Origin of the sequence: Reyranella sp. (assembly GCF_965279625.1) — a bacterium.
Lineage (GTDB): Bacteria > Pseudomonadota > Alphaproteobacteria > Reyranellales > Reyranellaceae > Reyranella.
Genome location: NZ_OZ257251.1, coordinates 4,950,511 through 4,969,911, shown reverse-complemented (window position 1 = coordinate 4,969,911; position 19,401 = coordinate 4,950,511). Strand labels below are relative to the sequence as shown.

Sequence of the window (19,401 nt, the reverse complement as noted above, 5' to 3'; positions counted from 1 at the left end):
CGGCGCGGACTTACCGCAGAAGATGCAATGTCCGATCGAAGGCCTCTTTTCACTGACTGCACGGTGGAGTTTTTCTCAGTAGAACATAAACTTGGTTCGATCCTAACAATTCAGCATTCCCAGGCGTTGGAATAGGTTCTTGTGGCCCCGGGCTCGATACTAATGGCGTTGTATGCCCCTTGGTGCCATCTAGGGAACGTTTGGGAGAGCATATTGATCCTATCGCGCTTCACGCTACCGCCCTCACAATAGAGTTGAAGGGCGCACGGTTGGGAGACATGCGGACGCTCAAATCCCCACTCTATGCGGGGGCCACATAATGCCTCACTGCACATTCCGGCGAACCTCGCGCGGCGTCCCGCCATGAACGCCCCCAAGCCTCCTAGAGTGGCAGGCGGTTATATCACGTTTGGTCCTGGGCAAGGTTTCACCGGGGAAATCCATATCGATCTCCAGGCGGGACTAGGATGCATCCTAGTTGGAACGTTCTATCCGACCAAGCCATCGGCCGAGCGACAGTCGCTGGCCAGGTGGTACACCGCTGAAAGCGACTACGGAGTACGCCCTCCCGCTGCCGAACTTTGGATCAGTGACACACACGACTTGGTTTTCCAAGTATCCGACGAGACCGTTGCTATTAAGGCTGAAATCCTCGCCCCATTTTTTGGAAAACCAATCGCGCTCATCGCGATGGCGCAATGTAGCGGCAACGCAATTTGTCAGCTCGAACTTGAAGTCAACGGCGAGCTGCGCGCGTCCGAGATTGTAAAAATTGATCTAGGGCCAAGCAGCGCGGCTATTAACTTTCAAGTGATTGGTTGCAGTTCCACCACGTTTGAACTCACGCAATGGCTGATTACAAAGCGGCTCGGGCACGGAGATCGAGCCAAACTAGTCGAATATTTTCGGGAGCAGCAAGCACCCAATAAGGTGGTCTTTTCTCATCGTGATTTTCCTTCCTCTTCACCCCCTAGTTACGCTCCGGACAAAAGCCCAATTGAAGAGCACCCAAAGCGGGCCGTTATAGATACAAACGTGCTGCTAGACGCGTCCCTTGTCTCCGACGGGTTCGGCGCGAAGGCTCTAGCCGTGCTGCGTGGCGCAGGAGTATCGCTGTTTGTAGATGACATCGCATATCAAGACGCTGTTCGCATTCTGCGAAAACATAAGCACCGGACGACTATTCCATTCGAGGCTTTGGAACGACTACTCGTAGATTGCTCCACGCGGCATACAATATTGTCGGTACCGCCCGGCGACGGAATTCAAGGGTTGAAGGTCAAGCGGCAAGATCTGCATCTTGCCCGCGCGGCGACAACTCTTGATGCGTTCATAGTGACTGACGATGCGCCGCTACGGCACCAGTTGTTTGTCTCGAATATTCCGGCCGCCATGTCACGAGAACTAGCAGTGCTAACATTCGGCGATAACCCGCCCCCGGCCCCATATTTGTTGGGAGGGCTAAGTTTGGGGCAGCGGTCTTCTTTTATATTTGCACGATGCAGAGCAAGTCCCGCCATTTTAAATGACGGTCGGGTGGAGGCTACATTGTGGGATGGTGAGGATATTGGGCAATTTTTCTACGACGTTCAGCGCGAGGCTTTCGTTTTCAGGGCCGACTGGGGACCGGAATTAGCACACCCATTCAAGATTATTCCTGGCCGAGAAATCGTCTTGGCTACGTTTTTCGATTTTCACCCGTCAAGAATAACGCTGGGTATTCGAACTGAGTATTTCGACGGTGGAGCAGTCTTACCGTCGGGAGGCGAGAAAGTTGGCTCCAGTCAGCACTTCCTTGCACGTCCTTCCGTTCTTTTCGGGCAACGAGGACTTACGATTGCCAACAGACGGACTCGCAAAAATACCGAGCCGCGAGGCTGGCCCGGAAGCATTCATGTGATGACGTGGGGGCCGGGCAAAATCGACGCTGCCTCTTGGAAGACATTTCGAGCCGTCGAAAGAACGGCACCCAACCCATTTACGTCCGATGTGGTGGGGGTCGCTATTTCGCTAATTCAAAGCGATGGTAGCTTTGTCAGCTTGCCTCGTTTAAGCGACGTTATGGCACAAGTATCGAATGCGACCCTCATGGAAGAGCCGCGCTAGAGATAATCCACTCCGTTTGGTCAGCTACCCCCCTCCCGCATCCGCCCCACCCGCTCCCGCCCCTTCTCGATCGCGTCGCCGATCGAGACTTTCACGGTCGCGTCGGGCACCACCTTCTCGCCGTAGCGCCTCGGCGCGATCTTCGCGGTGAGCCATTTGATCGTGTCGATCTGGAGCCGGCACACGGCCACGGTGTCGGCATCGGCGTTGCGGGCGATACCGATCGCTTCCTCGGCGAGCGCGTCGGCCTGCTGGTCGCGGGCTGCGGCATAGCGGTCGCGGAACGGGCCGTTCTCACTCTGCCAGCGGCGCACCGTGTCGCGGCTGGGCATGCGGGCCGGGCGGCAGATGTCGCACAGCAGCTCGCCGTCGGCGAGGCGGCGGCAGATCTCGGCGGCCAGCGCCTCGCTGAACTCTGTGGGGCGCTCGGCCATCACGTTCTCTCCGTGTCGTACTTGCCGGCGACCTTCTTGCCGAGCCGCCGCCGGTTCACGCGCATCAGCATGATCGTGGCGGCGCGCGACTGGCCGGGCGCGAGGCCGGCGGCGCGGCGCTGACGGCGGATGATGTCGGGATGCCGCTCCATCGCCTCGGCGATCCGCGCATCGGTCTCGCCGGCGGCGACCAGCCGGCGGAGCTGCGCCGCATCGTCGGCGCTCCAGGGACGGCCGCGGCTCATGGCCTCGCTCCTGCGCGACTGGAAAGGAGAAGCTCGAGCTTGATCGTTCTGTTGCGTGCCATCGGCCTTTACCTCGCCTCAAACGGAAGTCACGGTCGGCGCATGAAAAGAGTTGCCCTCGCCGCCCTCTCACTCGCGCTGCTGGCCCCCGCCGCTTGGGCGCAGAACGCCAAGCCGCCGGCCGCTGCGCCCGCGGCTCCGGCCGCGGCGCCTGCCAAACCGCAGGGCTGCACCGCCAGCAACGGCGCGCTGCCGCAGAACTGGTCCGGCCAGGCCTTCGCCCTCGACGGCGAGTCGCTGGGCGGCAGCGGCCTCAAGACGCCGCTCCGGATCTGGGGCGTACAGGCGCCGGCGCTGCGCGATGCCCAGCGGGTCGAGACCGTGCCCGGCATGCGCGCGCGGGCCACGCTCGAGGACCTGCTGGCGCGTGCCGACCACAAGGTGAAGTGCCGCATCGCGCGTTACGATTCGGAATGCCGTCTCGTGGCGCAATGCGCGCTCGACGAGGCCCAGCCGATCGATCTCGGCGGCGCCATGCTGGCCTCCGGCGTCGTCTACGGCCACGAGCTCGACGAGCCGCTGTCGTGGGAACCGCGCGCCGCCCAGCGCTACGCCGACGCCGAGTTCGAGGCCCGCAAGGCGCGCAAGGGCAGCTGGCCGCATTGGCTGGGCGAGAAGTAACGCCCGTCCACGCCCCTCGTCGTCGAGACGACGGGTCCTCATTGCAGCGACGCGGCCGCCAGCGCCGCATCGACCGCCCGCTCGATCTCGCGTTCGGGATAGCCCAGCGCGCGGGCGCGGTCGGCCAGCATGTCGCGGGTCGCCATCCGGGCGGCGCGGGCCGAGTAACCGCCGGCCCGTTCGAAGCCTAGGCAGTCGGCGGCGTCCTCGACCAGGAACGGGTGGAGGACGGGAGGGGAAAGCTTCGGAGCGACCATCCCGGAAAGATATCCGGATTAATATCCGACTTCAAGCCGGATTCCGGAAAATACTCCACTCGGAAATCAGTCCGGAACATGCCAGACTGACGGCATGGCCTTCGACGCCAACCAGCGCCGCCAGGCCCTGCGTGCCTTCATGGCCGGGGCCGGCCTCAACGTCGCCCAGTGGGAATCGCTCTCAGGCCTGGGCGACGGAACGCTGCGCAAATTCCTGGACGACCCGACCGGCGCCAAGACGCTGACCGACAAGACCTATGCACGGCTGGCGGCCGGTGCTGCCAAGAAGACCGGCCGTCCGGTCGGCGTCGCCGAGCTGCAGGGCGAGTCCCCCGCGACGGCCGACGGCGCGGCCTCCTCCTTCCTGACCGATCTCGCCGGCAACGTCGTGCCCGCCTTCGATGCGCCCGCCCGGCCGATGCTCGGCCACATGGCCAACGACGTGCCGCTCTATGGCACGGCGATGGGCGGCGACGGCAACGGCGAGTTCGAGATGAACGGCACGGTGATCGACCATGTCGCGCGCCCGCCGGGCATCCATGGCCGCGGCGACGTGTTCGCGCTGAACGTGGTGGGCGATTCGATGTGGCCGTGGCGCAAGCCCAACAGCCTGATCTATGTCGAGCGCGACCGCGCCCCGAGCGTCAACGACCATGTCGTGGTCGAGTTCAGGCCGATCGCCGGCTCCAGCGTGCGCCAGACCGTGGTCAAGCTCCTGGTCGGCATCTCGGCCAAGACCCTGAAGCTCGCGCAGTACCGTCCGGCCAAGGAATTCGACGTCGACCGCAAGATGGTGTTCCGCGTCTACCGCGTGCTGGAGTGGGATGAACTCATGAAAGGTGGGCGTTAGCCGAGCGAAGCTCGGCTAACGCGGGGGAGCGTCAGGACATTGCGTAGCAATGTCCGGGAGCGTCGAAGGCAGAACGAGCCGTTCACGCCTTGTCATCGCGGGCGGGGTAACCCCCGCCCTGGAGCGCAGCGAAGGATCTCACGCCCGCAAGGGAGTCCCCTGACCGCCCGGTTAGGTCCTTCGCTGCGCTCAGGACGACAGACAGAGATCCGGACTTTACTCCGGATTTTGACTTGAAAAATCCGGACCCCGATCCGATACTATCCCCATGCCCGACAGTCTCTCCGTACGCCCGAAAGAGACCGTCGCCGACCTGATCCGCCGCCACCGCCGCCCCCTCCCCGCGCCTGTCATCAAGATCGAGACCTTCCGCGCCCGCGCCGTCGCGATCTGCAGCGCCGAGGTCGCCCACCGCAGCCGCGACTTCCAGAGGGTCGAACGCGCCCTCGGCCTCGGCTTCGACCGCTGGCTCGAGCCCGACTGCGAACAGCTCGGCCAGTTCCCCCACGAAGCCCACGCCGGAGCTGCCTTGGTCTGGCTCTCCCACCTGCAGACCCACGAAAACCAGAAGCGCACGCCGTGGAGTGGCGTCCCGTTCCGATCCTGGCGCGAGGATGAGCGAGTGGTCTGGTTCGCGAAGCGGCGCACCCTGTGGTCGGGCTTTCTCCGGCAGATGCGCCGCTACCAAAAGGCCCTGTCCTGACGGAAGACTCAGGTGGCGCATTGCGCGCCAAATGTTGCTAGAATGTTCTCACATTCGAGATGGGCAATCCATGACTGACAATGAGCCGGTGCATCTGGTTGAGGACGAGACTGGCAACCGGTTCCTTGTGTACGGGACGGACAAGGGCCTGCGGCTCGACATCCGTTATGAGGGTGAGACCCTGTGGATGACTGAGGCGCAGATCGCCCAACTGTTCGGCGTGGATCGCTCGGTCGTCACGAAGCACCTGGCCAATGTGTATGCCGAGGGGGAGCTAGAGCCCGAGGCAACTAGTGCAAAAATTGCACAAGTTCGCCAAGAGGGCTCCCGCAAGGTCGAAAAGCAGATCGATTGCTACAACCTGGATGTCGTCATCTTGGTGGGCTACCGGGTTTCCTTCGGCCAGGCCACAGTCTTTCGCCGCTGGGCGACAGGCATTCTGGTGCAATTCTCCAAGAAGGGTTTCGTGGTCGATGCCGCAAGCCTGAAGCAACCTGACAATGTCGATCAGGTCGCTGTACTCCGCGAGATCATTCGAGAAATTCGCTCCGACGAAGCCAGTGTCTACCGCGAGCTTCGTCGGATCTGCGCGCTGTGCCAAGACTATGATGGCACTACGGAAGCCGCCCGCGAATTCTACCAGCGGACACAAGCCACGCTGGTCTACGCAGCCAAGAGCCTTACGCCTTCGGAATTAACTGCCGAAAAAGCAAACCATAAATCCGAGAAGATGGGCCTGCGGACGTGGCAGAACGAGAACAGGGAGCTCAATCGCCTCACCATCATATTGCTCGACATCTTCGAGGATCAACTCGACATGGGCCAGCTACTGGTAATGCAAGATGCTCAATCCCTTCTTGATCGGCAGTTGAATCAGCTGGGTCCGGGAGGCTTGAATACCGGCGGCTCTGAAAAGACGTCTGACACAAAGCGCATCGCCGAGACGAAGCACGGGAAACGGCGAAAGAAAGAGCTTCAGCGGGAAGCGGACCGACGCATCGAGGCCCTTACGAAGGAAGAAAAGAATCTAGGGGGCGAGGTTGGCGATAGCTGGGTTGACCTAGTCGACTCACCGGGGCACGGTCACCAAAAATATCAAGACAATGTGGGCATTCCTCAAATGAAAACTAAGAAAATTGCCAAGCCTGAATTTCTGTCTCTCGAAGATTCGATTCTCTTTGAGGGAGACGCTCTCACGGTCCTGCAAAGGCTGCCGTCAAACAGTGTCCAGTGCGCCGTTACCTCACCTCCCTATTGGGGACTTCGGGACTACGACATCCCGGATCAGATTGGCCTAGAGCCGACCCTTCCACAGTTCATCAATCGCCTCCGAACTGTATTCGCCGAACTTCGGCGTGTTTTGCGAGAAGACGGCATATTCTGGCTGAACATTGGAGATGGTTACACTAGCGGGAACAGAGGGTGGCGAGCGCCCGACAAAAAGAACCCTGCTCGCGCTATGGACGTACGCCCCGAAACACCAGAAGGTCTCAAGCCAAAGGATCTCCTTGGAATCCCCTGGCGCTTGGCTTTCGCGTTGCAGGAAGATGGCTGGTATCTTCGCGCCGACATCGTATGGAACAAGCCCAACGCGATGCCAGAAAGCGTCAAGGACAGACCAACTCGCGCTCATGAATACATTTTCATGTTCACGAAGGGTGAGCGTTATTTTTACGACCGCAAGGCTATCCTAGAATTGAATGGTAGGAATCGCCGCTCGGTGTGGAACGTCCATACACAGGGCTTCAGCGGAGCACACTTCGCCACGTTTCCACCGAAGCTCGTAGAGCCCTGCATTAAGGCTTCCACCCGGCCGGGTGACTTCGTTCTAGATCCCTTTTCCGGCGCTGGAACGGCTGGGGTCGTGTCCGAGGCGCTCGACCGCCGCTACGTAGGAATAGAGCTGAATCCGAAATATGTGGAAATCGCTTCCAATCGGGATGGCCTCGAGGATGTGAAGATTGTCAGGATTGCAGCATGACAATCATAGTACCGCCACCAGATGCGCAGATTGACTTCGCTACTGCGCTGACAGGGATTCGTAGCCAGTACTTGCAAGACGCTTTGTCCGAGACGGTTAGGACATTGTCTGTTCCTGATATCGACAAGGAGCTTGCAGCTCATGTCCCTGCGCAAAGCCTCACAACTTTGGCTGCACATGGATTGCGAGGCGAGATGGTATTTCCCGTTCCTCTAATCCTCACCGCAAACCCGAAGCTCTTAGGATATTATCGACTGCTGTATGGTTACAGTCAGAAGGAGTTCTACACCACTTCAACGGGTCTCGGGCGCTTCAAGGGAATGGAAGAACGGGGCACGCTTCGTAGAGACGTAGTCAAAGACATCCCAGACTTAGCAACGGCCTTGTGCCTTGCAGGCGCTCTACTCATAGGCGGGATTGGCGCAGCGAAAATAAGTGCCGCTTTGCTAGATGATCTTACCTTGCTTACGCTAGGCCCCCAACTCCGCGGCGGGGCAAACGTACGAAAAGGCGCAGCAGGAATTCGCACGGTTTTCAACGCTGTGCACGAAATCGTCAAAGCATCTGTTAAAACCCGCACAGATTCGCAGATGGAAATAGTGAATGCGACCGGAAGGAAAGTCCTTATTGAATTTGCCCCCGATCCGGACATCATAATTCGCGAAGAAATGCGACCTAATGTTTATCGGCAGATAATTGCTATCGAGGTCAAAGCAGGTTCTGATTTTTCGAACATCCACAACCGGATTGGCGAAGCTGAAAAGAGCCATCAAAAAGCAAAGGCGAACGGCTACGTCGAGTGCTGGACTGTCGTTAACGTGGACAAGATCGACTTGACCACCGCTCGCAGAGAAAGCCCCAGCACAAATCGCTTCTATAAGATATCGGACCTGATCGCCGCAACTGGTCACGACTATCAAGACTTTCAAGATCGCGTAGTCTCATTGACTGGCATTAAAGTTTGACGCGCCTGCGAGGCAGCCCTCATGCACGCGCATCGGAACATGAATGAGTGCGGTGGGCATGGCTCATTCGGCGTGGCCAAGTCAGCCCGCAGTCGGTGGACGATGCGAACACTCGCCGACCATTTACTGCAATGTCCGCCGTCGCGGCAATGCGATCCCACGCGACGTACCTGCCGGCGGAGGCTTCGTCTGAGCAAGCAATAGCTGGCTGAACACTTAGCCATTCGTGAAACTTTTTCTTGACGCCGCTGTCGCGTCGTCCAATAGTTTCCGTCATGGCTAACCTTTCTCCTGACCTCGACAGAGCCTTCGCAGCGCTTTCCGATCCGATCCGGCGGGCGATCGTCAGTCGGCTGTGCGAGGGGCCGAGGTCGGTGAGCGAGTTGTCCGAGCCGTTCGAGATCGCCCTGCCGTCGCTCCTGAAGCATGTGCGAGTGCTCGAAGAGAGCGGGCTGATCAGCTCGGAGAAGACCGGGCGCGTGCGGACCTGCCGGATCGAGCGGCGTGCGCTGCAGGAGACCGAAGCCTGGATCCACCGGCACATCGCCACCTGGGAGCGGCGCCTCGATCGCCTCGAGGCCCATGTCCAACGCATGAAGAGGAAGCACTAGAACCATGAGCGCGACCTACACGCCGCCGCCGTCCGCGTGGCAGGACTGGCCCCTCGACCGCGAGATCGTGCTGACCCGCGTGATCGACGCCCCGCGCGCCCTCGTCTATGCCGCCTGGACCGACCCGGAGCAGATCCAGGTCTGGTTCGGGCCCGAGGGCTTCGAGATACAGAGCCACACGATCGACCTGCGGCCGGGCGGGCTGTGGCGCTTCGACATGGTGGCGCCCGGCGGCACGCGCTACGACAACCGCATGCGCTTCCTGCGCCTCGAGGCGCCGTCCCTCATCGAGGTCGAGCACGGCTCGGACCTCGACGAGGATCCCGGCCGCTTCCGCATGCTCGTCACCTTCGACGAGCAGAGCGACGGCAAGACCGTCCTCACCCTGCGCCAGATGCATCCGTCCAGGGCGCAACGCGACGGCGCGATCGGCTTCGGCGCCGTCGAATATGGCGGCCAGACCCTGGCGAAGCTGGCGCACCACGTGGCGAAGATCCGCGGCGCCTGAGCGATCATTTTCTTCCCCTTTGCGGACTCCGCAAAGGGGAAGTGCCCTCGTCTTACGAGGGCGATGGGGTCATGACCCCTCCGGCCCTGCGGGCCACCTCCCCATTTGAATGGGGAGGAGGAAGATGCCGCTTCACCGCGGCGCCGGCAGCGGCCGGATCTCCTCCTTGGCCAGCATGCCGAGCGCGAACATGCGGCGGGCGACGACGAGGGCTTCGCCGGCGGTGCCGACGACGGCGGCGGCGATGCGGTCGTGGGTGGCCTTCATCGCGAACTCCACGACGCTGCTCATGACGGCGGTCGAGGAGGCCGAGAACAGGACGTGCGAGATGATGCGCCAGACGGCGCGCGCGCTGTGGCGCAGGCCGTAGATCTGCATCAGGTCCTTCACCAGCGCGACGCTGATGCCCAGCACGACCAGCGCGTCGAGCGCGGGATGCGGACAGGCCGCGACGCCGAGGCTGGCGCGCAGCGCGGCGCGCTGGATGCGGTCGTCGGCCCGCCGGTCCATCGGCACGAAGATCTCGCGGTTCAGAAGATCGATCACGTCGGCGTCGGTGTGCTGCGGCTGCAGCGCGGCCGAGACGGCGCCGAGCTTGCCGCGCACTTCGGGATTGCCGGCGTAGAGCGCGTCGAGGACGCCGACCAGCCGGCCGCCGCTGCCGACGCCGCCCAGCCGCGACAGATGCTCGGCCAGCTCGCGCGCCCGCTCCGCCGACTTGAGCCGCGCATAGGCGCGGGCCTGTCCGGCCAGCAGCCACAGCGTCGAGCCGACGAGGGCTACGAGCACGGCGAACTGCGCGAGGTCGAGCAGGCTGCCCTGCTCGATGGCGCTGCGCAGCAGCGAGACCGCGCCATCCACGACGAAGAGCAGCAGCAGCAGGCCGGCCGAGCCCAGCGCCAGCCTCGCCGGCCAGCGGATCGCGGGCGGGCGCGTCGTCACCTCCGGCAGCGCCTCGTCGAGCGACGGCGCGTCGGCGGGCGGCAGGTCGCCCGGCCGGAACTCCATGTCGACGAGGCGGCGGGGCGTCTCAGCCTGTGGGGTCATGCTCATGGGGATGCTCACGCGAGGAGGAACTGGAGGACCTTGTCGAGATTGACGTGCGGCAGCGGCCGGTCGCGGAAGGCGGGCCCCAGCCGCGGCGGCTCGAAGCGGCGGATGTTGAAGCCCAGCTCGGCCCACTGGTCGGCGGCGGGAATGGTGCCGGGGATGACGCCGGGCTGGAGGTCGAGCACCTCGTCGCGGCCGGCGGGGATGCCGCGCAGGAACGGCGTCGCCAGCCCGTTCACCTTGAGCTTGAGATCGGTCGTGGCCTTCACCGAGGCCACGGCCATCAGGCCCGACTGCCGCGCCGTCGCCTGCAGGAACGGCTCGCCGATCAGGTCGCGCAGCAGGTTGACCAGGTTGGCGTGCTGGTCGGCGGTGACATGGTCGGCCTTGGTCGCGGCCAGCGCCAGCCGGTCGACCCGGGCGATCGGCAGCAGGCGCAGCAGCGGGTGCCGCAGCTCGTCGAAGGCGTCGCTGATGCTGCGGATGGCGAGGCCGAGATCGGCGAAAGCCTCGTGCCCCTGCTGCAGCGCGGAGAGGAGATCGACCAGCAGCACCTGCTTGCCCAGGCGCCCGAAGACCTCGCCGTAGAACTGCCGGACGCGCTTCAGATAGTCGGCATGGCGCCGCAGCAGCGCCGCGCCGATCGTGCCGCTTTTGGCCGAGAGCAGGCCCGAGCGCACCGACGAGAGCGGAAAGAACAAGGCGGCGGGATCGACCGTTTCGTCGGCCAGCGCGAAGCGACCCGGCTGCACGAAGCACAGGCTGCGCTCCTGCCGGCAGCGCAGGAGATAGTCGCGGTAGAGAGAGCCGATGCGTGCCAGCTCGGCCGGGTTCTCCGGCGCGGCGGGATCGAGCGTGCGCACCGCCTCCAGCCACGGCGTCGCGAGGTCGTGCCGCCCGGCGCTGTTGGCCAGCTCCTCCATCTGCAGCGACCAGTCGCGGAACGACTGGGTCAGCATCGGCAGGTCCAAAAGCCATTCGCCGGGATAGTCGATGAGATCGAGATCGGTGGTGGCCGTGGACGAGAGCGCCGAGCGCAACAGCCCGACATCGCCATGACGGATGCGCACGCGCAGGCCGCTGAGGCCGGTGGTCGGGGCGGGCCAGGCGGGCTTGTCGGCAAGAAGCTGGTCCAGCCGCTCCTCGAAGGGAAAGCGCGGCACGCCCGGAATCTCCAGCAGCTCGACGTCGCGCACATGGGCGCGCCAGGGAAAGAACGGGAAGGCCGCCATCGGCGCCTGCGCCGCCGTGCGCAGCGCATGGGCGAAGGCCGTGATGAACACGGTCTTGCCCGAGCGCTGCAGCCCGGTCACGGCAATGCGATGCCGCCGCTGCGAGAGCGGCGAGGCATCGAACGCCGCGGCGATGCCTTCCAAGGTGGAGCCGGCCGCGGTTCTAAGTCGGGAGAAAGGTGTCACCAGATCGTCGCCTCGAAGCATGACTTTCCGATGTGGGGTGTCACCACGTCCGAAAGATGGCAAGGCGTGAAAGGGAAAGGTTCCTCGCTGCGCTCCAGGGGGGATTACCCCGCCCGCGATGACAATTATGTTGGGATTAGCGCAGTGCGCCGATCAAACAAACGGTGTCATCCCGAGCGCAGCGAGGGACCTTTCGCTCATAGGCGATCGTCTCGGGGTATAGAGAAGGTTGAATGAAGATCTCTTCGACACGGCTCCTCAGGAGTGCCCTGTTCGCGAGCCTGGCCGCCGCCGTGATCCTCGCCGCGGTGGCGATCGGCCTCGCCCCGCCTCGCCCCGCGCCGACGCCGGCGTTCGCGCGCATGAGCGCCACGCAGGCCTGGGCGAACCTGGAGAGCAACGCCTCTGTCGGCCATCTCATTCGCCTGGTCGCCTACGATCCGCAGAAGGAACCCGGGCTGGCGATCGACCGGCTGGCGCGGCTCGGGCCACCGGACCAGCTCTATTCGTTCGTCGCGAGCTACGAGGAGATGGCGGGCTATACGGCCAAGCAGGCGCTGGAGAAGAACGGCCTGCGCTTGAGCAAGGGTCAGCACGTGTCCGCCGTCATCTTCCCGCGGCGCACGGAACTTTATCCCGCCAATGCGCGCGGCCTGTTGCAGATCATCCGCGCGGTGGAGCAGGAGAAAGGCGAGGCGATCGGCGAGCGGTTCCTCGAAGGCCGCGACGTGCTCACGCCCGCCGAGCTTAAGGACCTGCAATCGACCGACATTGCGTCGTACCGCGTGAGCGATTTCCGCGACTTGTACCCGCGTTACTGCGAGCTGGCGCGGCAGTTCAACTGCGGCCCGGCCCCCTATCCCGCCAGCCGCTTCATCGGCAGCCTCTATCACGACTGGCATCCGCTGGGATTTTCCCAGATCGATCCGCCCCGCGATCCCTGCACCCTGCCGCCCGCGCAGTACTGCGCGTTCGTCGACTGGACGAAGACGAGAGCCGAGTTCCTGCCGCGCTTCGGCAGCCGCGCCTTCCTGACGAGGAACCTCGAAATCGCGAAGATTCCCGGCCGCATCCTGATCGACTTCGACCAGCCAGAGCGGCAGATCATCCCGTATATCGGCATGCCGGCCGACTGACGCGGAAGGCGCTGCCAGCACTGCTTTCAGCCCACATCTAGCGGGTTTTCGCCGTTACGAGCCCCTGCATTAAGTGGCTTGTTGTTCCTGTTTTGTTCGCATACGAGTCCACCCAGCAAGGAGGTGCTGGATGACCGTTCTCACGCTTCACGACGTCGCCACCGGGACCCATCCCATCGGCATCGAATGCGACCATTGCGTGCGCCGCGTGGTCGTCACGGCCGCCGCGCTGAAGGCTGTGGCGGGCGACCGCCGGACGCTCGAACAGGCCGGCGTGGTCTGCGGCAAGTGCGGCTCGCGCGCCTTCAGCGTCACGCGCTTCCTGTCGGCCGCCTCCGTGCGTTCCTTCGTGCGCAATCACTAAGGGAGGCGACGATGATGGGTGCCAGCCTGCCTCCCCCGCCACCGCCGCCGGTGCGCGTGCGGTGCGATACGTCGGCGGAACTCGAGCGGGCCTTCCCGCACACCACCTCCATCATCCACCGCGGCGGCTGGACGGCGTCGGAGCACGCTGAGCTGAACGGGTGGCTGCGCCAGTTCGACGATGTGCGCAGCGGCGAGTTCAACGGCATCCGGCGCTTTTACTTCACCTGCCCGGAACAGGCCGCGAAACTCTGCGAACATGCGCTGGAGCTGCGGCTTCATCGCCTCAAGGCCCACTGCACGCGCGGCGGCACGCGCGAGGAAGTGGCGCTGGAATGGGAGCGCATGGCGGCCGAACGCGAGGAAATCCTCGCCTGGGGCCGCCTGACCGGCATGACCCGCCTGGTGGTCGCGCATTATCGCGCCGAGCGCCATGTCGGCACCTATTCCTACACCGCGCATTTCAACGCCGCGAAGCTGATCGAAAAGGCCCATCCCACCATCGCCGACCCGCGGAACTATGCAGGCGTGATGATCGAATGGGCGGAGCGGGAACACCGGGCATGGTTCTGGCGTTGCTGCCGCGGCCTGCACCATCTGTAAGGGAGAGCCCATGTCCATCGCCTTCGATTGCCTGCCCAATGCCCGGGACTTGGGGGCACGCGATCCGCTCGAGAGGAATGCCAGCCTGATCCGCCGCGCCTTCGAGCTTGCAGCGCAACAGCCCTACGGTTTCACCTTCGAAGACCTCGAGCAGATCGAGGCCTATCGCATGCAGCGCGCGGGCACCTTCAGCGCACTGGCCTTCAGCACGCTGGACTGCGTCGCGAGCCTCACCGACGGGCGCCGCTTCCACCTCGCCTATGGCGCGGGCCCGCACCGACCGGACTCCGTGACGGTGAGGCAGATGGTGACCACCGAGCCCTTTCCGTCGATCGGCGCCTCGGGCCGCCTCTCGCCCTGGATCGACGACGTGGCCGAGCTCAACCACAGGCTCGGCCTGCCTCTGATCCCGCCGCCGCCCGTCCCGGTGATCCTGCCCCTGCCGGCGCGCCACTAGAAACGACGCGGGGAGCTTGCGGCGGCCTGCGGTCTCGCCCACAAGCTCCCCCGATGTCGAAGCAGCATTCCCTCAAGCGACCGCCCTCCTCCTCCCGCGAACGGCCCGACGTGATCGCGGCGCGCAAGGTGCTGGCGGAGATGTGGCCGGGCCCGGCGCGCGAGAGTTCGGTGACGCTGCTCAAAGCGCTGCACGTACTGACGCGCGAAGGCGGGCTGAACCTCGACACGCGGCGCAAGCTGAAGCAGGTGCTGCATCTCGTGCAGCTGCTGCGGCCGTCGATCGACACGCTGCTGGCCGAGGGCAGCGATCCGGTGATCGCCGATCTCGGCACCGGCAAGTCCTATCTCGGCTTCATCCTCTACGACCTGGTGGTCGGACCGGCCGGGTGCGGCTCGATCGTCGGCGTCGACGTGCGTGCCGAGCTGGTCGAACGTTCGCAGGCGCTGGCCCGCGACGGCGGCTTCGAGCGCATGTCGTTCGTGGCCGGCGGCATTGCCGACACGGTGCTGCCGAACGGCCGCGCCGACATGGTGACGGCGCTGCATGCCTGCGACACCGCCACCGACGACGCGATCCGCTTCGCCCTGCGCCACGAGGCCAAGGTGGTGGCGCTGATCCCGTGCTGCCAGGCCGAGGTCGCGTCGCTGCTCGAACATGCGAAGCCCTCGCCGATCGACCAGCTGTGGCGCCATCCGCTGCATCGCCGCGAGTTCGGCGCGCATGCCACCAACGTGCTGCGCGGCCTGGTGCTCGAAGCCCGGGGCTACAAGGTGCGCGTGACCGAGTTCACCGGCCTCGAACACACGCTGAAGAACGAGCTGATCCTCGCGACCCGCCACCAGCAGTCCAACCCGCAGGCCCGCCGCAAGCTCGATCAGTTCGTCGAGCAGCTGGGCGTCCGGCCGGCCCTGCTCGACGTGATGGACGCCGCTGCCTGAGGCTGCTGGCTGAGATCGCCGTCCGTCAGCGCACGGCAGATCGTTGGAGCGCGCGTCACCGCCTCAGGCTGACGCTCATCGTGTGTCTCGACGGGAGTTGAATAAGCGCCGGGGGCGGGTTCACGGCCGGCCCCTCTGCGGCAAGCCAACGTCTCGCAAGGCTTTCGTCGGTGAAGAGGCGCATCCGGCGGCGATGCCCGATGCGCTCCTTCAGCAGGATCGCCATGTCCACCAGCAGAGGGGGCGGGGTCTTGCCGAGACAGATCGCGATCGGCCCCGATTGAATGGGTCCGCGCAGGCGCGTACTCGCGACCATGGTCTGAATATCCAAGTTGCTGAGGTGAATGTGAGCCCGACTCAGGTCGAACAGCTTGCAGAAGCCGGCAGCACCCTCTGCCCGCATGGTCTCCCGGAACGCCGTGGCGAAGGAGATGTCGAATACGCCAAAACCGCGAATAACGACCATATGTTCCGGCCGGTAGATCGTCCACGCCAAGGCACCCATAACGCTAATCCCCCTTCTGATCGCTCCTGTCGTCCATCGATTCTCCCCCAAAAGCATCCTGCAATCGGACCGGGTAATAGTCATCATATTTCTTTTTAGGTCCAAACCTTGGATCAATACGTCCTTAAATATCATATTATCGTTATTAAATTTCTATTACTTTGCTTTATCGATGCAATTATGCAACGAAAAGACTGCGATTCCGTCTCTAATTTGAATCGCCAGTGCAGCTTTCTTCGCGGCGCGCCGGATTCACCAATGCGCCTTGTGCCGCCAGCGCCCGCTTCCGCGAGTTGCTTGCCAAGGGGCAGTGGCGCACGGATCGTCAACGCCCCCAAGTTGATCGCCTCGAATGGATACGCCGCCCAGCCCGCTCGCGACCCGGATATGTCGAAGGCGTATCCGTTGGCTCGAGGCGCTGCGCGTGTGGCAGAAGACTGGGAAACTCAAATTCGCGCTGTCTGTGGCACTGTTCGCCATCCTCACAATGGCGTTCTTCGTTTCAAATAGATCGTTCTCTTTTGCCTATTGGCTGTAGGCCCGGCTATTCGCGCCGTCAGCGCGGGATGCTGGTCTCGGTTTCGATGTCCGACGGGTCGGATCCGGCGCAGCTCATCGCCAAAGCGAAAGAGATCTCGATGGCGATGAACTCGTTGGCCAAAGGTCTGCCTGTTTCGGTGTCAGAGCGTCACGCCAGGCAAGATACCTGCCCGATTTGAGCGAGCTGAATGCGGTACATGACCCGCCTGCTCCCCGCCGGTGTCGGGGAGCCATGCGGCTTTCTCTGCCTGGCAAACCGTGAGAGCGAGGGCCGTTACCGCCGAACGAGGGCGCCGACTGTATCTGTCGTCGAAGTAAGCAAAGCCTCGTGTGAAGCGTTCAAGGCCGGCCCTTCGTACAGTAGCCACTGTCGTGCAACGAACTCGTCGGTGAAGAGGCGGATCCGCCTGCGGTACCCGATCCTGTCTTTCAAGAGGATCGCCATGTCGACCAGGAGCGGCGGCGGTGTCTTGCCCAGATAGAGCGCGATCGGCCCAGACTTTATAGGACCCGCAAGTCGCGTGCTGGCAACCATGCTCTGAAGGTCCTGGTCGCTGAGCTTGATATCGAGCCGGCTGAAATCAAACAGCTTGCAGAAGCCGGCGGCACCCTCTGCCCGCATGGCCTCTCGGAATGCCGTGGCGAAAGAGATGTCGAATATTCCGACGCCGCTAATAACGACCAATTGCTCCGGCCGGTAGATCGTCCATCCCAAGGCACCCATAACGCTACTTTCCCTCTGATTGCTCCTAGTTTGTGTCTCCCCCTCCGCACACTCTGCAGTTAGGCCGGGCATGAGTCATGCTACTTCGTGGAAATCAGCCAACGGTTCACTCAGGCGTGATGAAATTCTTTCGTCATCACTGCGACTATCCAGAGTTGAGACCGAATCTGCGCTTCAATCTTGAACCATCAGTGCAGACTTTCGCCGCGGCAGTTGAACACCCGCGCGGGTGGCCGACTCTCTTAGCCCTATCGCCTCACGCTGCCACAGGATGGTCTAGCTGCAGTGCTCCAGCCTCCAGGCGATTCGCCGTCGGATAGTCTGATGATGGTCAGCCGCGAGCATTCGAGCTCAATGGAGATCCGGCCGGCCGTGTACGGGCAGGCGTGCAGTATCTCAGCGCCTCGTCGTCCTCTCGGGGCCAGACCTTCCGCTTCACCTTCGCCTCCTTTCGGCAATGCTCGTTAGAGAGTCCTGAGCGAAGGCGCACTTCTCCCTTGCTATGGAGATTGCCGGTTGCTCCCGGCGCGCGGGTGGGCTGCCCGATCCCCGTTTATGCAGTCTTCGAAGCCAACGGCGGGCGCGCACGGGGGAAGCTGGTACAGGCCGCGCGCGGCAAGAGCGGTGCGGGATTCGGCGCAACGAGGACGGCGGACGCGGCGTTGAGCGGCCTGAACCCCGCACCGGCGCCACCGCAAGCAGGAGCCAGCCATGGCCACTCCCCGCGAAAATGATGTGAAAAGACGTACCCTGATGGCGGCCACCGTCGCCACCGCCGCGGTCGGCGCCGTGGCCGCACGGGCCGGGGCGCAGACCGCTCCCGGCGCCCCGCCGGCAGCCGCCGGCCCCGGCACCGCCGCGCCGACACTCAAAGTTTCCTTCACCGTGAACGGCAAGCCTCGCGACCTCGACCTCGATCCGCGCACGACGCTGCTCGACGCGTTGCGCGAGGGGCTGCATCTCGGCGGCACCAAGAAGGGCTGCGATCACGGCCAGTGCGGCGCCTGCACGGTGATCCTCGACGGTCGGCGCATCAATTCCTGCCTCACGCTGGCGGTCATGCACCAGGGCGGCGAGATCACCACGATCGAGGGGTTGGGCACGCCCGACAAGCTGCACCCGATGCAGGCCGCCTTCGTGAAGCACGACGGCTACCAGTGCGGCTACTGCACGCCGGGCCAGATCTGCTCGGCGGTCGCGGTGCTGGAGGAGATCGAGGCCGGCATCCCGAGCCATGTCACCGCCGATCTCAACGCCAAGCTCCAAACGAACGGCGACGAACTGCGCGAGCGCATGAGCGGCAACATCTGCCGCTGCGGCGCCTATTCCAACATCGTCGACGCCATCACCGAAGTCGCCGGGAGGAAGGCATGAAGCCCTTCACCTACGAGCGCGCCGCCTCGCCCTCCGAGGCCGCCGCTGCGGCCGCGCGCCAGCCGGACGCCCGTTTCATCGCCGGCGGCACCAACCTGCTCGACCTGATGAAGCTGCAGATCGAGACGCCGGCGCATCTGATCGACGTCAATGGCCTCGGCCTCGACAAGATCGAGCCGACACCGGACGGCGGCCTGCGTATCGGCGCGCTGGTGCGCAACACCGATCTCGCGGCCGATGCCCGCGTGCGGCGCGACTATGCGGTGCTGTCGCGCGCGCTGCTGTCGGGCGCCTCGGGCCAGTTGCGCAATCGCGCGACGACCGCGGGCAATCTCCTGCAGCGCACGCGTTGCCCCTATTTCTACGACACCAACATGGCCTGCAACAAACGCCGCCCCGGCAGCGGCTGTTCGGCGCTGGGCGGCTACAGCCGCCAGCTCGCCGTGGTGGGCGGCAGCGACGCCTGCATCGCCACGCATCCGTCCGACATGGCGGTGGCGATGCGCGTCCTCGACGCCATGGTGGAAACCGTGAAGCCGCAGGGCGCCCCGCGCACGATCCCGATCGCCGACTTCCACCGCCTGCCCGGCGATACGCCCGAGATCGAGACGGTGCTGGAGTCCGGCGAGTTGATCACGTCGGTGACGCTGCCGAAGCCGGCCGGCGGCACGCAGCACTATCGCAAGGTGCGCGACCGCGCCTCCTACGCCTTCGCGCTCGTGTCGATCGCCGCCATCGTCCAGCCGGACGGCAGCGGCCGCGTGGCCCTGGGCGGCGTCGCGCCCAAGCCATGGCGCAGCGAGGACGCCGAAGCGGACATGTCGCGCGGCGCGAAGCCTGTGATGGCGAAGCTGCTCGCCGGCGCCAAACCGACCGAAGAGAACAAGTTCAAGGTGCCACTGGCCGAGCGCGCGCTCGCCGCCGTGCTGGCCGAGCCGAGGGGCTGAGC

General features: G+C 63.9%; 22 protein-coding genes. 15 read left to right on the top strand and 7 right to left on the bottom strand.

Annotated features, from left to right (window positions below; genetic code table 11):
- The first annotated feature begins 363 nt into the window (after nt 1–363).
- The gene (locus ACQY78_RS24085) at nt 364–2,106 is read left to right on the top strand and encodes a hypothetical protein (protein ID WP_428679728.1); all 1,743 of its coding nucleotides are present in this window, start codon (nt 364–366) and stop codon (nt 2,104–2,106) included.
- A 20-nt stretch (nt 2,107–2,126) separates the two neighbouring features.
- Here the strand turns inward: ACQY78_RS24085 and ACQY78_RS24080 are convergent, their stop codons facing one another.
- Both ACQY78_RS24080 and ACQY78_RS24075 read right to left on the bottom strand, forming a co-directional pair.
- On the bottom strand, nt 2,127–2,540 hold the full coding sequence (locus tag ACQY78_RS24080) for a hypothetical protein (protein ID WP_428679725.1): 414 nt from the start codon (nt 2,538–2,540) through the stop codon (nt 2,127–2,129).
- Nucleotides 2,540–2,785, bottom strand: a complete 246-nt coding sequence (locus tag ACQY78_RS24075; protein ID WP_428679722.1) for a hypothetical protein — start codon at nt 2,783–2,785, stop codon at nt 2,540–2,542. The genes ACQY78_RS24080 and ACQY78_RS24075 overlap by 1 nt, the downstream gene beginning before the upstream one ends.
- A gap of 102 nt (nt 2,786–2,887) precedes the next feature.
- Here ACQY78_RS24075 and ACQY78_RS24070 point away from each other — a divergent pair, with 102 nt between their 5' ends.
- On the top strand, nt 2,888–3,466 hold the full coding sequence (locus ACQY78_RS24070; RefSeq protein ID WP_428679719.1) for a thermonuclease family protein: 579 nt from the start codon (nt 2,888–2,890) through the stop codon (nt 3,464–3,466).
- A 38-nt stretch (nt 3,467–3,504) separates the two neighbouring features.
- Here ACQY78_RS24070 and ACQY78_RS24065 read toward each other — a convergent pair whose 3' ends face one another.
- Nucleotides 3,505–3,723 (bottom strand): hypothetical protein, encoded by a 219-nt coding sequence (locus ACQY78_RS24065; protein WP_428679717.1) that lies wholly within the window; start codon nt 3,721–3,723, stop codon nt 3,505–3,507.
- Nucleotides 3,724–3,817: 94 nt separating this feature from the next.
- On the opposite strand from ACQY78_RS24065, the gene ACQY78_RS24060 reads away from it, so the two are divergent.
- The 6 genes from ACQY78_RS24060 to ACQY78_RS24035 all read left to right on the top strand — a co-directional run bounded on the left by ACQY78_RS24060 (nt 3,818) and on the right by ACQY78_RS24035 (nt 9,341).
- On the top strand, nt 3,818–4,573 hold the full coding sequence (locus tag ACQY78_RS24060) for a S24 family peptidase (RefSeq protein ID WP_428679715.1): 756 nt from the start codon (nt 3,818–3,820) through the stop codon (nt 4,571–4,573).
- 268 nt (nt 4,574–4,841) lie between these two features.
- Nucleotides 4,842–5,276, top strand: coding sequence for a hypothetical protein (locus tag ACQY78_RS24055; RefSeq protein WP_428679713.1), 435 nt, complete (start codon nt 4,842–4,844; stop codon nt 5,274–5,276).
- A 70-nt stretch (nt 5,277–5,346) separates the two neighbouring features.
- Nucleotides 5,347–7,257: a RhuM family protein gene (rhuM, locus tag ACQY78_RS24050; RefSeq protein WP_428679711.1), complete on the top strand. Its 1,911-nt coding sequence runs from the start codon at nt 5,347–5,349 to the stop codon at nt 7,255–7,257.
- Nucleotides 7,254–8,222 (top strand): XcyI family restriction endonuclease, encoded by a 969-nt coding sequence (locus ACQY78_RS24045; protein ID WP_428679708.1) that lies wholly within the window; start codon nt 7,254–7,256, stop codon nt 8,220–8,222. Before rhuM ends, ACQY78_RS24045 begins: the two co-directional genes overlap by 4 nt.
- Nucleotides 8,223–8,497: 275 nt before the next feature.
- Entirely contained in the window at nt 8,498–8,833 is a 336-nt protein-coding gene (locus ACQY78_RS24040) for an ArsR/SmtB family transcription factor (RefSeq protein WP_428679706.1), read from the top strand.
- A gap of 4 nt (nt 8,834–8,837) precedes the next feature.
- Nucleotides 8,838–9,341, top strand: coding sequence for an SRPBCC family protein (locus tag ACQY78_RS24035; protein WP_428679703.1), 504 nt, complete (start codon nt 8,838–8,840; stop codon nt 9,339–9,341).
- Between the two features lie 132 nt (nt 9,342–9,473).
- Here the strand turns inward: ACQY78_RS24035 and ACQY78_RS24030 are convergent, their stop codons facing one another.
- Together ACQY78_RS24030 and ACQY78_RS24025 are read right to left on the bottom strand one after the other, a co-directional pair.
- Nucleotides 9,474–10,394 carry a YcjF family protein gene (locus ACQY78_RS24030; RefSeq protein WP_428679701.1) on the bottom strand — a complete coding sequence of 307 codons (921 nt, stop codon included), beginning with the start codon at nt 10,392–10,394 and terminating at the stop codon, nt 9,474–9,476.
- 8 nt (nt 10,395–10,402) lie between these two features.
- A complete protein-coding gene (locus ACQY78_RS24025; RefSeq protein ID WP_428679698.1) occupies nt 10,403–11,809 on the bottom strand; it encodes a YcjX family protein in 1,407 nt (468 codons plus the stop codon).
- A gap of 233 nt (nt 11,810–12,042) precedes the next feature.
- On the opposite strand from ACQY78_RS24025, the gene ACQY78_RS24020 reads away from it, so the two are divergent.
- The 5 genes from ACQY78_RS24020 to ACQY78_RS24000 all read left to right on the top strand — a co-directional run bounded on the left by ACQY78_RS24020 (nt 12,043) and on the right by ACQY78_RS24000 (nt 15,309).
- Nucleotides 12,043–12,945: a hypothetical protein gene (locus tag ACQY78_RS24020; protein WP_428679695.1), complete on the top strand. Its 903-nt coding sequence runs from the start codon at nt 12,043–12,045 to the stop codon at nt 12,943–12,945.
- Nucleotides 12,946–13,075: 130 nt separating this feature from the next.
- The gene (locus ACQY78_RS24015; protein WP_428679692.1) at nt 13,076–13,309 is read left to right on the top strand and encodes a hypothetical protein; all 234 of its coding nucleotides are present in this window, start codon (nt 13,076–13,078) and stop codon (nt 13,307–13,309) included.
- An 11-nt stretch (nt 13,310–13,320) separates the two neighbouring features.
- Nucleotides 13,321–13,911, top strand: coding sequence for a hypothetical protein (locus ACQY78_RS24010; protein ID WP_428679690.1), 591 nt, complete (start codon nt 13,321–13,323; stop codon nt 13,909–13,911).
- Nucleotides 13,912–13,921: 10 nt separating this feature from the next.
- The gene (locus ACQY78_RS24005; protein ID WP_428679687.1) at nt 13,922–14,368 is read left to right on the top strand and encodes a hypothetical protein; all 447 of its coding nucleotides are present in this window, start codon (nt 13,922–13,924) and stop codon (nt 14,366–14,368) included.
- Nucleotides 14,369–14,421: 53 nt separating this feature from the next.
- Nucleotides 14,422–15,309, top strand: a complete 888-nt coding sequence (locus ACQY78_RS24000; protein WP_428679684.1) for a class I SAM-dependent methyltransferase — start codon at nt 14,422–14,424, stop codon at nt 15,307–15,309.
- Nucleotides 15,310–15,364: 55 nt separating this feature from the next.
- On the opposite strand, the gene ACQY78_RS23995 is transcribed toward ACQY78_RS24000, so the two are convergent.
- Nucleotides 15,365–15,814: a hypothetical protein gene (locus ACQY78_RS23995; protein WP_428679681.1), complete on the bottom strand. Its 450-nt coding sequence runs from the start codon at nt 15,812–15,814 to the stop codon at nt 15,365–15,367.
- An 814-nt stretch (nt 15,815–16,628) separates the two neighbouring features.
- Nucleotides 16,629–17,078, bottom strand: a complete 450-nt coding sequence (locus tag ACQY78_RS23990) for a hypothetical protein (RefSeq protein WP_428679679.1) — start codon at nt 17,076–17,078, stop codon at nt 16,629–16,631.
- Between the two features lie 711 nt (nt 17,079–17,789).
- Here ACQY78_RS23990 and paoA point away from each other — a divergent pair.
- Both paoA and ACQY78_RS23980 read left to right on the top strand, forming a co-directional pair.
- Nucleotides 17,790–18,452, top strand: coding sequence for an aldehyde dehydrogenase iron-sulfur subunit PaoA (gene paoA / locus ACQY78_RS23985; protein WP_428679676.1), 663 nt, complete (start codon nt 17,790–17,792; stop codon nt 18,450–18,452).
- The gene (locus ACQY78_RS23980; RefSeq protein WP_428679674.1) at nt 18,449–19,399 is read left to right on the top strand and encodes an FAD binding domain-containing protein; all 951 of its coding nucleotides are present in this window, start codon (nt 18,449–18,451) and stop codon (nt 19,397–19,399) included. The genes paoA and ACQY78_RS23980 overlap by 4 nt, the downstream gene beginning before the upstream one ends.
- Nucleotides 19,400–19,401 lie beyond the last annotated feature (2 nt).

Excerpts from the sequence above, each read along its gene's own strand:
- ACQY78_RS24070 (WP_428679719.1), top strand. The coding sequence starts at position 2,888 with ATGAAAAGAGTTGCCCTCGCCGCCCTCTCACTCGCGCTGCTGGCCCCC.
- ACQY78_RS24080 (WP_428679725.1), bottom strand. The coding sequence starts at position 2,540 with ATGGCCGAGCGCCCCACAGAGTTCAGCGAGGCGCTGGCCGCCGAGATC.
- ACQY78_RS24045 (WP_428679708.1), top strand. The coding sequence starts at position 7,254 with ATGACAATCATAGTACCGCCACCAGATGCGCAGATTGACTTCGCTACT.
- ACQY78_RS24040 (WP_428679706.1), top strand. The coding sequence starts at position 8,498 with ATGGCTAACCTTTCTCCTGACCTCGACAGAGCCTTCGCAGCGCTTTCC.
- ACQY78_RS24075 (WP_428679722.1), bottom strand. The coding sequence starts at position 2,785 with ATGAGCCGCGGCCGTCCCTGGAGCGCCGACGATGCGGCGCAGCTCCGC.
- ACQY78_RS24065 (WP_428679717.1), bottom strand. The coding sequence starts at position 3,723 with ATGGTCGCTCCGAAGCTTTCCCCTCCCGTCCTCCACCCGTTCCTGGTC.
- ACQY78_RS24020 (WP_428679695.1), top strand. The coding sequence starts at position 12,043 with ATGAAGATCTCTTCGACACGGCTCCTCAGGAGTGCCCTGTTCGCGAGC.
- ACQY78_RS24005 (WP_428679687.1), top strand. The coding sequence starts at position 13,922 with ATGTCCATCGCCTTCGATTGCCTGCCCAATGCCCGGGACTTGGGGGCA.
- ACQY78_RS24030 (WP_428679701.1), bottom strand. The coding sequence starts at position 10,394 with ATGAGCATGACCCCACAGGCTGAGACGCCCCGCCGCCTCGTCGACATG.
- ACQY78_RS24015 (WP_428679692.1), top strand. The coding sequence starts at position 13,076 with ATGACCGTTCTCACGCTTCACGACGTCGCCACCGGGACCCATCCCATC.
- ACQY78_RS24060 (WP_428679715.1), top strand. The coding sequence starts at position 3,818 with ATGGCCTTCGACGCCAACCAGCGCCGCCAGGCCCTGCGTGCCTTCATG.
- ACQY78_RS24055 (WP_428679713.1), top strand. The coding sequence starts at position 4,842 with ATGCCCGACAGTCTCTCCGTACGCCCGAAAGAGACCGTCGCCGACCTG.
- rhuM (WP_428679711.1), top strand. The coding sequence starts at position 5,347 with ATGACTGACAATGAGCCGGTGCATCTGGTTGAGGACGAGACTGGCAAC.
- ACQY78_RS24000 (WP_428679684.1), top strand. The coding sequence starts at position 14,422 with ATGTCGAAGCAGCATTCCCTCAAGCGACCGCCCTCCTCCTCCCGCGAA.
- ACQY78_RS24085 (WP_428679728.1), top strand. The coding sequence starts at position 364 with ATGAACGCCCCCAAGCCTCCTAGAGTGGCAGGCGGTTATATCACGTTT.
- ACQY78_RS24035 (WP_428679703.1), top strand. The coding sequence starts at position 8,838 with ATGAGCGCGACCTACACGCCGCCGCCGTCCGCGTGGCAGGACTGGCCC.
- paoA (WP_428679676.1), top strand. The coding sequence starts at position 17,790 with ATGGCCACTCCCCGCGAAAATGATGTGAAAAGACGTACCCTGATGGCG.
- ACQY78_RS23990 (WP_428679679.1), bottom strand. The coding sequence starts at position 17,078 with ATGGGTGCCTTGGGATGGACGATCTACCGGCCGGAGCAATTGGTCGTT.
- ACQY78_RS24010 (WP_428679690.1), top strand. The coding sequence starts at position 13,321 with ATGATGGGTGCCAGCCTGCCTCCCCCGCCACCGCCGCCGGTGCGCGTG.
- ACQY78_RS23995 (WP_428679681.1), bottom strand. The coding sequence starts at position 15,814 with ATGGGTGCCTTGGCGTGGACGATCTACCGGCCGGAACATATGGTCGTT.
- ACQY78_RS23980 (WP_428679674.1), top strand. The coding sequence starts at position 18,449 with ATGAAGCCCTTCACCTACGAGCGCGCCGCCTCGCCCTCCGAGGCCGCC.